We start from the raw sequence: 12,530 nt of genomic DNA on the forward strand, positions 1-12,530 counted from the left end.
TCACGCCGCTAGTTGCTCCCATTGGGCGTATTTTTCCGCCAGCAACCGTTCGAGTTCGGCGTACTGCGCTCCTAGCGCCGTTAGCCGGGATACGTCTCGCGCTTGACTGGCCGCGTCGAGTTCGCTGCTCAGGCGAGCAAGGTCTTGTTCAAGCGCGGTCACTTCGGCTTCTAAAGCGGCTAGCCGGCGCTGCTTGGCCCGCTCGGTGTCGTCGGGTCGGGCCGGTTTGGCCGGCGCGGCCTTCGGCTCGGCGGTTTTAGGCGCTGGTGTAGGCGGCGCGGCGCTCTGGGCGGCCATATACTCGCTGTAGTTGCCGGCGAACTGCTTGATCCGGCCTTGCTCGACAATCCACAACTTATCGGCCAGTGTGTCGATAAAGTAGCGGTCGTGCGAGACAAACAAGATCGAACCGGTGTACTCTTTCAACACCGCTTCGAGCGCCTCGCGCGCATCAATATCGAGGTGGTTGGTCGGCTCATCGAGCAAGAGCAGATTACCCGGCAGCAGCGTCAGTTGGGCCAGTGCCACTCGCGATCGCTCGCCGCCGCTGAGGTCGGCGATGCGCTTGAACACATCGTCGCCGGTAAAGAGAAAACGGGCAAGCAGGTTGCGCGCCGGCCCCTCACCAAGACTTGGCGCTACCCGCAGCACCTCTTCCAGCACGGTATTGTTCCATTCCAGCACGTCATGGCCTTGCGCGTAGTAACCCACCCGCACTTCGTGGCCAAAGCGGGCCACGCCTTGCAGCGGCGGCAATTGCCCGATTAGCGTGCGGAGCAGGGTGGTCTTGCCGCAGCCGTTTGGTCCGAGCAACCCGACCCGCTCGCCGCGCCGGATGGTCAAGTCATCGGCCCGCAACAGCGGCTTGCCGTCGCCGTGCGGCCCGTGATAGCCAACCACCAACCCATCGAGCCGCAAGACTAGCTCCCCCGACCGCAATTGGCTGTCGAGCGCAACGCGCAGTTTGGCCGCCTCTTTTGGACGGTCGAGCAACTGCTCGCGTTTGAGCCGCTCTAACCGTTTTTCGCGCCCTTTGGCCTCGCGTGCGCGCTGGCCGGCCTTGTAGCGCCGGATGAACTCTTCAGTGCGGGCGATGAACGCTTGCTGGGCTTGGTACTCTTTCAGCCGCCGTTCCATCCGTTCGGCCTTGAGCGCCAAATACTTTTCATAGCTGCCGGGGTAATCCTCCAGCCGGTTAAAGCTGATCTCTAGCGTGCGTTTCGTCACCCGCTCGAGGAAGTAGCGGTCGTGCGAGACCACGATCAGGGTGCCATCCCAATTGCGCAAGAACTGTTCGAGCCATTCGAGCGCCTGCATATCGAGATGGTTGGTCGGCTCGTCGAGCAGCAGCAAATCGGGGTCGCTGAGCAGAGCGGCAGCCAGCGCGGCCCGCGTCTTTTGCCCGCCCGAAAACTGGCCCATGCGCTGGTGGAACTGTTCAGGCCGGAAGCCGAGACCGTGCAGCGTGCGTTCGATGCGATGCTCGATCTCGTAGCCGCCGGCATGCTCAAAACGAGCGCTCAGTTCGCCGTAGTGTTCCATTACTGCTTCCCAATCGGGGGCGGACGTATCGGCCAGCCGGCCCTCAAGGGCGGCCAGTTCGGCGCGCCAGTCGCGGATCTCGGCCAGCGCCGCTTCCATCTCTTGCCAGAGGGTCAGATCGTCGCTGAAGCGCGTCTCTTGGGCAAGATAGGCGACGCGGGTGCCGCGGGCAAGGCTAAGACTGCCACTATCCGGCGTCTCATAGCCGGCGATTATGCGCAGCAAGGTGCTCTTGCCGGTGCCGTTCATGCCGACAATTGCCACCTTTTCACCTCGCGCGATTTGGAAGCTGACATCGTGGAAAATCAGCTCAGCGCCGTAGTATTTGCTGAGATTCGTTGCGTTGAGCAGAGTCATAGGTTTGGTTCTTACAATAGAAAAGACCAGCGCTCCGGCGCCGGTCTTGATTGGAGCGGGAGACGGGATTCGAACCCGCGACCTACACCTTGGCAAGGTGTCGCTCTACCAACTGAGCCACTCCCGCATCGCGCTTAGAGTATAGCACGATCTGCCGATTCGTGCAAGTGTGGTAGGATCGTAGAGAGGAAGCCTTGCTCATCGTTCATTGTGGAATGCTATGACATCATCCCTGCGTCAACGCCTCGGTCGCCGTCTCGGCCTCACCCCGTACTATCAAGTCATTGTTGCTGAACCTGATCGGTTGCATTTACGGTCATACCCGCAGGCGAATCGCGCTGCGGCTCTTCCGCTCTTTGCCGGTGGCGGGGTATTAATGGCCATTGCCATGGCCGCGTTACTCGCTGGCGTGTTAGCATCGCTGCAAGAGTTCGGTTTTGCCACGGCTGCCCTCAGCGCTGCTGCCGGCGGGTTGTTTGGCGGCTTGGCGATCCAACGCTTGGTGGGAGGCTACGCGATTGCCACCACCGCCAATGAAATCATGCTCGATGCCGAGACCTTCACGATTCGCCAATCCAGCCGGGTCGGGCGGCCACGGGAGCAACAGATCGATCGCACCGCGATCACGGGTTTGCGCTTGCGCCCCTACCGGATCGTCGCCGGCGGTCTGATTCGCCGTTTGCAGCCCGTGCTCGCGTTTGAGTTGCTGGTTGGCGATGAAGTGTGGATTATTGATAGCGCCGCCGTACCAGCGGCGCTGCAACCACTGGTCAATGCAATGGTGTTAGCGTTGGGGATGCCGGTCGAGCGGGTGGCTGAAACTGTTAATACGAGCGCCAAGGTGTGAAGAGATGAAAATCTAGTTGCCTTACCACGCTGAAAAAGCCCACAACGCGCAGAGGTATGGAGAGGAGTGAAGACAGCGATCCTCCCTTCGCGTTTTTGCCTCTGTCGCGCTGTCACATAAAAACCCCTCACCTGCCACACAGCAAGTGAGGGGTTGGAGGAAGGTGGGCGGTGTATAGGTTAGGGCAAGGGTGTTGGACCCTGCGGATAGGCAATACCAGCCTCAATACCCCACTGGAACCAGTTATTCACGAAATCGGGCATCGAGAAGAAAACGCCAAGCGCACCGGTGATACCACACAGCCACGCAAACCAGAAAGCCCACAGGTGGATCGAGTAGGCATTGGCGTTGAAGCCCATACACCAGCGCCAGAAGAGTTGCGCCCGCTCGGTACCAGTACCGGGCGCCTGAATCTCATCCCACTCTTCGTGGGCAGCATACTTCTCGAGTGCCCAAATCGTACCGGCGTGCATTGCCAGCAAGAGTGTCGAACCGAGTAAGAAGAAGATTGAGAGCATGTGGAACGGGTTATAGTAGAAATTGCCGTAGCGCACGCTCACGTTGTTTGTCCAATCGAGCAGAGCTTTGATCCCGTGAGCCGGCGCTTCCGACCAATCACCCATCCACATTGGGCGAATAATGTAGATCACCAGATAGAGCGCAATTGCGCCGGTGAAACCATAGGCCAGATAAGGCTTAATACCGAGCGCCTTGGCGCGGGTATAGATATGCATATACCACGCGAAAATCGACACCGTCAGGAAGAACGTAGCGATCAACCACCAACCGCCCTCATTCAGCGGCGGGAAGCTCAGGCCGTAGCGTGACGACGGCGGATCGATCTGCAGCACGACAAAGTATTTGATAAACGCCACCGGATTATAGTTCACCTGTGCCAGCATCACTACCAGCCAAATGAAGGTGAAGATGCCGCCGGTGACATAGGCCACTGTATTCCAAAAGCCAAGGTAGAACGGGCCAAGCTGGCTATCGAAGCCGAAATTCTCGAGCAGAGGAACCTCAATCGGTTTGCCAATGCGACCGCGATCCCGGCCCAGTTCCAGATCGCCCGGCGTCATGTTGATTGTTGCCATACCAATGCGCTCCTCTCTAGACGCCGCTCCAGAAGGGGAGGTTGTTCCAGAAATTCCAGAAACTCACCCAGTCTTGCACCGGCCAGCCTGATAGCAAGATGCAGAGATCAGCCGACAGAATGCCGCCAATGGCGAAGATATAGCCAAGACGGTGGACACCCGACTCACCGACTGAATAGTACTGCACATCGCGGAAGAAGACGTTTTCGATGTCACCGCCTTCTGGTCCACGGTACTGTGCTGCGCTCAGGATCAGCGAGCCGTGACAAGCAAGTAACCATGTAGAGGCAAACAGACCGGTAATGCCAATCGCATGGAATGGGTTATAGAAAAAGTTGTTGTAGCGGTAGCCGAAGTTCGACACCCAGTCAAGGTGGGGCATGACGCCAAGGACGAAGCCTTCATGCCACATTCCTAACGCGATCGGCCGAATAACTTGCAGCACTAACCACGCTGAAAAGGCGACGCCGAATGCGATTGGTACATGGTAGCCCATATCGAGCTTCATGCTGATGTCAACCTGCCGCATCATCCAGCCGAAGAAGGCGATCGTAGCGAAGAGCACCGTCATCTGCCACTCAAACCCTTGCTGGCCCGGCATAGCGAAGCCGAGACCAATTTCGGCTGGCGGTGGGTCGAGTCGCCCAGCAAAGAAGTTTTGGGGGATAGAGTAGGGGCCATTTAGAATAGTGCCATTCACGTAAAAATACGTCCCAAAAATAATGCCGATCACCGACACAAATCCCCAGAACCCGACGTAGAACGGACCTACCCAGAAATCGAAGGGATCGTAGCGGAAGAGTGCGCTAAAGGTTGTGCGCCCTTTGATTTTGTACTCCGGCTCGATTTCCTCGATCGTGCGCCCTCCCGGTACCCGCGTCGATCGCGCACCCTCAACGACGGTGAACGAAAAATCGGGAAAGCGGGGGTCTTTCGCTTTTGCTCTGCTCATAGCGACTCCCTCTGCTGACGGTTGGCGCGGCGACCGCCTGTCTCCATCGCGCCTGTCCACTGCCCTGACATTGACAGCGTGTAATGATAAGCAAAATATCGCGCCCTTTTCGGCCAGTATAATACGCTTGACAGGCATTGTCAAGCAAGAGGTGTTGATATTTAATTTTGCATTATAAAGCCTCAAACCACGTTGCTTGCACCTTGAACATCTCTTGTTCACTTCTTGCATATAAAACAAGAGGGACTTGTGGTATACTGAGGGTGCGTCAGCAAGCTAAAACTGACCGAACGGGCGTGCAATGACCAGTCTTGCCGTTGTCATTCTCAACTATAACCGGGCCGATCTGCTCACTGATTGTTTGGCCTCGATCGCCGCTGCTCCCACTCGTTGTACGTTGTCGGTATGGGTGGTTGACAATGCCTCGACCGATGACAGTGCAGCGCTCGTGCGGGAGCGGTTTCCGTGGGTGCATTTGCTTGAAAGTCCGGTCAACGGTGGCTTTTCCGCCGGCAATAATCTGGCCTTGCGCCAAATACTGGCCTTGCCCGATCCGCCGGTCTATATTCTGTTGCTGAATAACGATACGATTGTGCCGCCGGGTGCGCTTGACGGCTTGGTTGATTATCTTGAGTACCATCCGGCGGTAGGGGCGGTAGGGCCAAAGTTGCTCTTGCCCGATGGCTCGCTCGATTTAGCCTGCCGGCGCAGCTTTCCCACCCCGGCCATCGCTTTCTACCGCCTGTTCGGTCTGTCCCGCCTCTTCCCGCGCAGTCGTCGTTTTGCCGCCTACAACATGACCTACCTCGATCCTGATGTTGAAACCGAAGTCGATTCGGTAGTGGGGGCATGCATGATGGTGCGCACAGCGGTGGTGCGCGAAGTTGGCCTGCTCGACGAGACGTTTTTTATGTATGGCGAAGATCTCGATTGGGCCTACCGGATCAAGCAGTATGGCTGGAAGATCGTCTATTATCCTGCGGTGACGGTCTACCATTACAAGCGGGCCGCTTCCAGTCGCCGCCCGATCCCGTCGATTCGCGCCTTTTACGATGCGATGCGGCTGTTTCATCGCAAACATTACGCCGCAACTACGCCGGCGCCGCTCAATGGCCTGATCGAGCTGGGTATCACTGTAAAGGAGCTGTGGGCGCTTGGCCGCAATCTCCTCCTCCCATCCAACGCGCACCGCGTCAGTTAAAGTGCGGTCGTTGCTGCGCCCGCGCTCGTGGCGCGCGTTGCTACGCTTGCTGCTAGTTGTTCTTGATATGGCGGCGCTGAATCTGGCAGCGCAGCTTGCTTATGCCTTCGGCACCGATTCGCTCGCCGCTGCCGGGTTTCGCATGCCTGCCGATCCACTGACTCCCCTCCGCCTGAGTGTGCTTGGCAGCGTGACCGCTCTGATCGTGTTTGCTAGCCATGGCCTCTACGAGATGAAACGCGGCGCCTCACGCCTTGATGAAGCAGTGAAGGTGGTGACGGCAGTCTCGTTTACGATGGTCTTGGTCATTTTCATCAATGCCCTCATCGGCGAGTTCGGCGGCGAAGAGATGCCATGGACGCGCGATATTCTCGTTCAGGGTTGGGGGTTGGCAGTGGCGGTCTGTCTGCTTGGCCGCTTCCTGCATCGCGCGTTGGTTTATGCGTTGCGTCGTTATTTTGACATTGATACCCGCCGGGTGTTGATCGTCGGCGCGCGCGAACCCGGTCGCTTGGTGTGGAATACCATCCGCCGCCGGCCCGAATTGGGCTATCGCGTGCAGGGCTTTCTCTCCGATACCGTCCCGATTGGTGAGATTGTCGATGGCTTGCCGGTGCTCGGTCGCACCGAACATATTTGCCGCGTGATCCGGGCAACGCGCGCCGATGAGGTGATTATCGCCCTCTCGGGTCGTTCCTCGCAGGATCTGGTGGAAGTGATTGCGCTGGCCGAAGATGAGTCGGTCGAGATTAAGGTCTACCCTGATACTTTCCAACTGATTACCAACAATGAGGTTTCGATCGGCGATCTGCGCGATTTGCCGCTAGTCAGCGTCAAGAATGCTGCACTCGATAATCCGTGGAATCGGGCGCTGAAACGTGGCCTCGATCTAGTGGTGGCCTCGTTGGTGTTGTTGTTTGCGGCGCCGGTGATGCTGTTGATCGCGCTCGCTATCAGGCTTGAGTCGCGTGGCCCGGTTTTCTTTTTACAAGAGCGCGTGGGCCTCGATGGCAAGCCGTTCTGGATGATTAAGTTTCGTACAATGCGCCCCGATGCTGAACAGTTTGGTACATGGACGGTGCAGAACGATCCGCGGGTGACGCGCGTTGGCCGGTGGTTGCGCCGCACAAGCCTCGACGAGTTACCGCAGTTGATCAATGTTCTGATCGGTGAGATGTCAATCGTTGGCCCCCGTCCCGAACAGGCGCGCTGGGTTGAACAGTTCCGCCAGCAGATTCCGCGCTATATGCGCCGTCATAAAGAGAAGGCCGGTCTGACCGGTTGGGCGCAGGTGAATGGCTTGCGTGGCGATACCAGCATCGAAGAACGCACCCGCTACGATCTCTATTACGTGGAAAATTGGTCGCTGCTATTCGATATTAAGATCATTTTGCGCACAATTATTAACTTCATCACTGGCCGGCAAGAGAATGCGTATTGAAGGGCGCTATTCCACACCCCTCCTGTCAAGGCGAGCCGCCTCCGGCGGCGAAGGAAGCTCCTGCGAGTATGGGAAGGGCCAGTTTTAGCCATTGGTGGCGCGAAAGAGAGATTGCTTCGGGCGCTCCGCGCCCTTGCACTGACAGCCGTCATCATCTCAAGTGAACTTGCATCAATCGGTGTGAAGTGTGATATACTGAGCACGAATCTCCCCCATCAGCGTAACGCCCCGTCGCCCGCGTGCGAGACCAGTGTCCTCAATGGAGGAGGGTAACGATGGATGTAGTCGCTCGTGAAGCCGCCGCCCATGCCCGCCGGCTTGGCTATCAGGTTATCACTGCCGAACAGTTGCGTGCGACGCGCTGTTTGTTGGTCTTGGCCGAACCATCTGGTCAAATGGTTGCGGTGCTGGTTCAGCGCCGCGCGCTCATTACCGCTGCTGATGTGCAAGATTTTGCTGAAATGCTCTTCCTCCGGCGCCTAACCCGCGGGTTGCTAATTGCCGTTGACGGCGTCTTTAGCAATGAAGCTCGCCGTACTGTCCAAGAGTTGCGTCACGCGACGATGACGCTTGCCACTGATCTCCCCCCGGCCAGCACAAATGCGGCTACTGGTCTTAACCCGGCAGTTGACCTCGGATGATAAAAGATGATCGCGGGGACGGGCGGGTTGCCAACCCGCCCGTCTTGCTATCCTTGTCTGTCTCCTCCCCTATGGTAGAATAGTGCTATGACCGAATCATTGTTACCGGCGGCGCAAACGCCGCACGATCTCGATTTTATCAGCCATAGCCCGGTGCAAACCGAACGGATCGGTGCCCGGCTCGGCCATTTGTTGCGCGCCGGCGATGTGGTGCTGTTGTCGGGGCCGCTTGGCGCCGGCAAGACTCATCTGATCAAGGGGATTGCGCGCGGGTTGGGGTATGACGGCCCGGTGACCAGCCCCACCTTTGTGCTGATCAATGAGTATCGCGCCGACGCCGCGCATGGCCGGTTGCCGATCTATCACGTTGATCTCTACCGCGTTAGCGGCGTGACTGAGTTGGCTACGATTGGCCTTGATGAACTTTGGCTGACCAATGGCGTGTGCCTGATCGAATGGCCTGAACGAGCGGCAGCGGCATTGCCGCCCGACCATGTGCATATTACGCTGAGTTATGTGAGCGAGACCAAGCGGCGGGTGCGGTTGGCGCCGCACGGCGCTCGCTACCGCGAGCTGCTGGCAATGTTTAAGGAGGCAACGTTCGGCTAATGTTGCTCGCGATCGATACCGCTACCACCCTCACCGGTCTGGCGCTCTATGGCCCTCATGGCCCGCTCGCCGAAAGCGTATGGGAGTCAGGGCGGAATCATACTGCCCAGCTGTTGCCGCAGATCGATGCGTTGTTGCGCTATGCTGGCGCGGCGCCGCCTGATATTACCGTGCTCGCCGTGGGGCTGGGGCCGGGGAGCTGGAGCGGCTTGCGGGTTGGTTTGAGTCTGGTAAAGGGGATGGCCTTGGCTGCTGATCTCCCGTTGATCGGTATCCCGACGCTCGATGCGTTGGCGTATCAATATGTGCCCACAACGTTGCCTGTCTATCCCTTGATCCGGTTAGGCCGGGAACGTTATGCGACCGCGCCTTTTGCTGCGCGTGACCGGCTCGAACGCCTTGCTCCTGACCGTAATCTGACCCTCAGCGAGCTGTGTGCCGAGGTGAGCGGGCCGGCGTTGTTTTGCGGCGATCTGGACGCTGCTACAATCGCTGGGTTGCGACGCGGTTTAGGTGATCAGGCGGTGCTGCCGCTGCCCGCCGCTCGTCTGCGCCGGCCCGCTTTTTTGGCCGAGCTAGCATGGCAACGCCACCTCGAACAGCGTTACGACGATCTGACCACTCTCGAACCAATCTACCTTGGCGAACCGGTGCGCGCGCCTGCCGCTGGGGCGCGGCCAAGCTGATGTTCTGCGGGGGGAAGCTATGTCTGCCCTACGTCGCTTTGAACAGTTTATGGAGCAGATGGTTGAAGGATCAGTGGCGCGGATGTTCCGCAGCCCGATCCAGCCCATCGAAATTGCCCGCCGGCTTGAAAGGGCAATGGAGAGCAATCAGAAGCTTAGTTTCAAGCGGGTGATTGTGCCGAGTTTCTACCGCGCCTATCTGCATCCGCAAGATTTTGCCGCATTCCAACCGGTGCGCCAGCAGCTCGAACAAGAGATGGCGACCTATCTGAGTGAGCTGGCTGCTGAACGCAACTTTAGCCTGCTTGACCGGCCGCGGGTTGTGCTGGCTGAAGACCCCTCGGTGCCGCGCCGTTCGATCCAAGTGGTGGCTGAAATGAGCGATAGCCAAGCCGACCAGCCAAATATGACGATGATTTTGCAGGCTGATCGGGGCGTTGGCCGCTCATCCGGGGCGTTTCTGCTCTTGCATACCGGCCACGAACCACAGGCGCTGCCGATCGAGACCACCATGGTGACGATTGGCCGTGGCCTCGACAACGATATTATTCTGGAAGATACGCGAGTGTCGCGCAAGCATGCCCAGTTGCGTTACCGCCAACGCCAGTTTTGGCTGTCTGATCTCGGCAGCACCAACGGTACGTTTGTGAATGGTGAACGGATCGCTGAACGCGCGTTGCGCGATGGTGATGTCGTCTCGCTAGGTGGGCTTGAGTTGACCTTTCGCGAGGGCTAGCCGATGTTTTTCGATATCGCCAGCATCTCGATCGGCATTATCTTGCTCTTACTGCGAGTCGCGGTCGTCTTTCTGCTGTACTTCTTTCTCTGGCAGGTCGTGCAGGTGATCCGGCGCGATCTAGCTCGTCCCGCCATAACCCCGACTGTTGCGAGTCCTTATGGTCAGTTGGTGGTGACGATTTCTGGCCAGAGCGGGGTGGCGGTTGGCAAGACCTTTCCCCTTAATCCCGACACCTTGATCGGGCGCAGCCCGCACTGTGATATTGTGCTGAATGATACCTTTCTCTCTAGCGAGCATGCGCGCCTCAAGCGTCGCGGTAACGTCTGGATCCTCGAAGACCTCAATAGCACCAACGGCACCTTCCTGAATGGCTTTGAAGTGACCGAGCCGACCGAAGTCCATCCCGGCGATGCGATTCGGGTTGGCCGGGTCGAACTACGTTTCGAGCCGTCAGCCGGCACATAGTTGTCATTTCGCTACCAACTATGATTAATACTCATTAAAATTCTGGCCGGAAGGTTGCGCCGGTTGGTACGTATTTGTGATATACTTCTCATCGCCTTTTTCGTTTCACCCGCCCAACGGAGGATAGGCAATGCTTGCCGACTATGCTCTGATAGGCATCTTTCTGCTTGCTGCAATCAGCTTCCCGCTGATCCCGCTTGTGCTCGCCTTCTTCCTACGCCCGAAACGCCCGACGCCGCTGAAAACCAGCACCTACGAGTGCGGGTTGGAAGCAATCGGCGATGTCCACGTTCAATTCAAGGTGCAGTATTATCTCTACGCCCTCGCCTTCGTGATTTTCGATATTGAAGTAATCTTCTTGTATCCGTGGGCGGTAGCATTCAATGTAGTGGGTCTCTATGGCCTGATTGCGGCAGCGATCTTTCTCCTCATGCTGTTTGCTGGCTTGCTCTACGAATGGCGCAAAGGCGCTCTAGAGTGGGTGTGATTATGGCTGATGTCGATCCGACCCAGCTCGAACTTGAGCGGCAGGGTGTGTTGTTGACGACCATCAATCGGTTTTACAACTGGGGCCGCCGTTCGTCGATCTGGCCAATGGCGTTTGGGTTGGCCTGTTGTGCAATCGAGATGATGGCGTTTGGTCTGAGTCGCTACGACGTGGCCCGGTTTGGCGCCGAGTTGTTCCGCGCGTCGCCCCGCCAAGCCGATCTGATGATCGTGGCCGGCACTGTGACCAAGAAGATGGCTCCGCAGGTGGTGCGGCTCTATAACCAGATGGCCGAGCCGCGCTATGTGATTTCAATGGGGGCCTGCGCTACGTCTGGCGGCCCGTTTCGCGATGGCTACAACGTGTTGCGTGGAATCGATTTGCTTATCCCAGTTGATGTGTATGTCCCCGGTTGCCCGCCGCGCCCCGAAGCTCTCCTGCACGCGCTGATGACGCTGCAAGAGCAGATCGATCAGCAGAAACTAGGCCGGGTGCGTTGGTACGGCAGTGGCGACAAGCCGCAAACCAGCGATTTTCCAGTGCCTACGTTCGGCCCCAAGGGGCTTGAGATTGACGGTAAGCTGGTTGATCCGGTCGGCGGCTTGCCGCTGCTCAGCTCGTATACCTCGCCGAGCCACGGCGAACGGCGGTCAGGCCAGATCGAGCATCCTGAAGTGGTGCGTCAGTTCCCGATTATGGATCCGGAAGTTGAATTGGAGCATGCCTTGAAGGCACGCGGTATCTCGCCTGAGATCGCCGCCGATGATTTGAAGCGGAGCGGGGTGAGCGATGCCTGAGATGACTCCTGCCGAGCTGCGTGCCCGCCTTGCCACGGCATTGCCGGCTGCGTTGGTCGAGGCGGAACCGCTGGCGATAACGCCGCCGCCTGCGCATGGGCCACAACCCGGTTTGTTTAACCCGCCCGACCCCCTTGTGCGGCCTGATTATCTGGTTTCAGCGGCGCTCTGGGTGCGTGATACGCTCGGTTATGCCTATCTGTCGGATATTGCCGTGGTTGATTACCTCTATGCCGGTTGTTTTGAGCTGGTCTATCGCTTCTACCATCCGACCGGCGGTTCGAGTGTCGTGTTGCGTGTGCGTGTGCCACGCGATGAGCCGGTAGTGCCGTCGTTGACGCCGCACTGGCCTGCCGCCAACTTCCACGAGCGTGAGGCGTTCGATTTATTTGGGGTCGAGTTTACCGGGCATCCCTTCTTGCGCCGCATCTATATGTGGGATGAGTTTGAAGGTTTCCCCATGCGCAAAGACTTTCCCCGGCAGGGGGATAAGTATTTGGGTGGCGAGAGCGAGGGGTAATAGAGCAGTGATGCCGATGTATTTTACTATGAACAGCGTCGTGTATGCACTAAGCGCGCCGAATGCAGGCTGCAACGTATAGCGTGAGCCTTTCTACCGCCTTCGGCAAAAAACCGCTACGCTCATAGATTCGGTTTGAGGCTAAATCAATC

The 12,530-nt window shown here is 58.1% G+C and carries 14 protein-coding genes and 1 tRNA gene; 11 read left to right on the forward strand and 4 right to left on the reverse strand.

What is annotated here, in order from left to right; all coding sequences use genetic code 11:
- Both Q1A59_RS02495 and Q1A59_RS02500 read right to left on the reverse strand, forming a co-directional pair.
- Positions 1 to 1,899, reverse strand: a complete 1,899-nt coding sequence (locus tag Q1A59_RS02495; RefSeq protein ID WP_298404557.1) for an ABC-F family ATP-binding cassette domain-containing protein — start codon at positions 1,897 to 1,899, stop codon at positions 1 to 3.
- 51 nt (positions 1,900 to 1,950) lie between these two features.
- A tRNA-Gly gene (locus Q1A59_RS02500) sits at positions 1,951 to 2,026 on the reverse strand.
- A 93-nt stretch (positions 2,027 to 2,119) separates the two neighbouring features.
- Here Q1A59_RS02500 and Q1A59_RS02505 point away from each other — a divergent pair.
- Entirely contained in the window at positions 2,120 to 2,746 is a 627-nt protein-coding gene (locus tag Q1A59_RS02505) for a hypothetical protein (RefSeq protein ID WP_298404556.1), read from the forward strand.
- A 179-nt stretch (positions 2,747 to 2,925) separates the two neighbouring features.
- On the opposite strand, the gene pufM is transcribed toward Q1A59_RS02505, so the two are convergent.
- Both pufM and Q1A59_RS02515 read right to left on the reverse strand, forming a co-directional pair.
- Positions 2,926 to 3,840, reverse strand: coding sequence for a photosynthetic reaction center subunit M (gene pufM / locus Q1A59_RS02510; protein WP_298404554.1), 915 nt, complete (start codon positions 3,838 to 3,840; stop codon positions 2,926 to 2,928).
- Positions 3,841 to 3,856: 16 nt separating this feature from the next.
- Complete coding sequence (locus Q1A59_RS02515; RefSeq protein ID WP_298404552.1) at positions 3,857 to 4,792, reverse strand: photosynthetic reaction center subunit L; 936 nt, start codon at positions 4,790 to 4,792, stop codon at positions 3,857 to 3,859.
- 301 nt (positions 4,793 to 5,093) lie between these two features.
- On the opposite strand from Q1A59_RS02515, the gene Q1A59_RS02520 reads away from it, so the two are divergent.
- The 10 genes from Q1A59_RS02520 to Q1A59_RS02565 all read left to right on the forward strand — a co-directional run bounded on the left by Q1A59_RS02520 (position 5,094) and on the right by Q1A59_RS02565 (position 12,378).
- Positions 5,094 to 5,993, forward strand: a complete 900-nt coding sequence (locus tag Q1A59_RS02520; protein ID WP_298404550.1) for a glycosyltransferase family 2 protein — start codon at positions 5,094 to 5,096, stop codon at positions 5,991 to 5,993.
- The gene (locus Q1A59_RS02525) at positions 5,947 to 7,434 is read left to right on the forward strand and encodes an undecaprenyl-phosphate glucose phosphotransferase (RefSeq protein ID WP_298404548.1); all 1,488 of its coding nucleotides are present in this window, start codon (positions 5,947 to 5,949) and stop codon (positions 7,432 to 7,434) included. Before Q1A59_RS02520 ends, Q1A59_RS02525 begins: the two co-directional genes overlap by 47 nt.
- A gap of 275 nt (positions 7,435 to 7,709) precedes the next feature.
- Positions 7,710 to 8,075 (forward strand): hypothetical protein, encoded by a 366-nt coding sequence (locus Q1A59_RS02530; protein WP_298404546.1) that lies wholly within the window; start codon positions 7,710 to 7,712, stop codon positions 8,073 to 8,075.
- Positions 8,076 to 8,162: 87 nt separating this feature from the next.
- Positions 8,163 to 8,684, forward strand: a complete 522-nt coding sequence (gene tsaE, locus Q1A59_RS02535; protein WP_298404544.1) for a tRNA (adenosine(37)-N6)-threonylcarbamoyltransferase complex ATPase subunit type 1 TsaE — start codon at positions 8,163 to 8,165, stop codon at positions 8,682 to 8,684.
- Complete coding sequence (tsaB, locus tag Q1A59_RS02540; RefSeq protein WP_298404541.1) at positions 8,684 to 9,370, forward strand: tRNA (adenosine(37)-N6)-threonylcarbamoyltransferase complex dimerization subunit type 1 TsaB; 687 nt, start codon at positions 8,684 to 8,686, stop codon at positions 9,368 to 9,370. Before tsaE ends, tsaB begins: the two co-directional genes overlap by 1 nt.
- Positions 9,371 to 9,389: 19 nt before the next feature.
- Positions 9,390 to 10,106 (forward strand): DUF3662 and FHA domain-containing protein, encoded by a 717-nt coding sequence (locus Q1A59_RS02545; protein WP_298404539.1) that lies wholly within the window; start codon positions 9,390 to 9,392, stop codon positions 10,104 to 10,106.
- 3 nt (positions 10,107 to 10,109) lie between these two features.
- Entirely contained in the window at positions 10,110 to 10,574 is a 465-nt protein-coding gene (locus tag Q1A59_RS02550) for an FHA domain-containing protein (RefSeq protein WP_298404536.1), read from the forward strand.
- A 130-nt stretch (positions 10,575 to 10,704) separates the two neighbouring features.
- Positions 10,705 to 11,061, forward strand: a complete 357-nt coding sequence (locus Q1A59_RS02555) for an NADH-quinone oxidoreductase subunit A (protein ID WP_298404534.1) — start codon at positions 10,705 to 10,707, stop codon at positions 11,059 to 11,061.
- Positions 11,062 to 11,063: 2 nt separating this feature from the next.
- Entirely contained in the window at positions 11,064 to 11,858 is a 795-nt protein-coding gene (locus tag Q1A59_RS02560) for an NADH-quinone oxidoreductase subunit B (RefSeq protein WP_298404532.1), read from the forward strand.
- Positions 11,851 to 12,378, forward strand: a complete 528-nt coding sequence (locus tag Q1A59_RS02565) for an NADH-quinone oxidoreductase subunit C (RefSeq protein WP_298404530.1) — start codon at positions 11,851 to 11,853, stop codon at positions 12,376 to 12,378. Before Q1A59_RS02560 ends, Q1A59_RS02565 begins: the two co-directional genes overlap by 8 nt.
- The last annotated feature ends 152 nt before the right edge of the window (positions 12,379 to 12,530 follow it).

Source organism: uncultured Chloroflexus sp., assembly GCF_937951745.1.
GTDB lineage: Bacteria > Chloroflexota > Chloroflexia > Chloroflexales > Chloroflexaceae > Chloroflexus.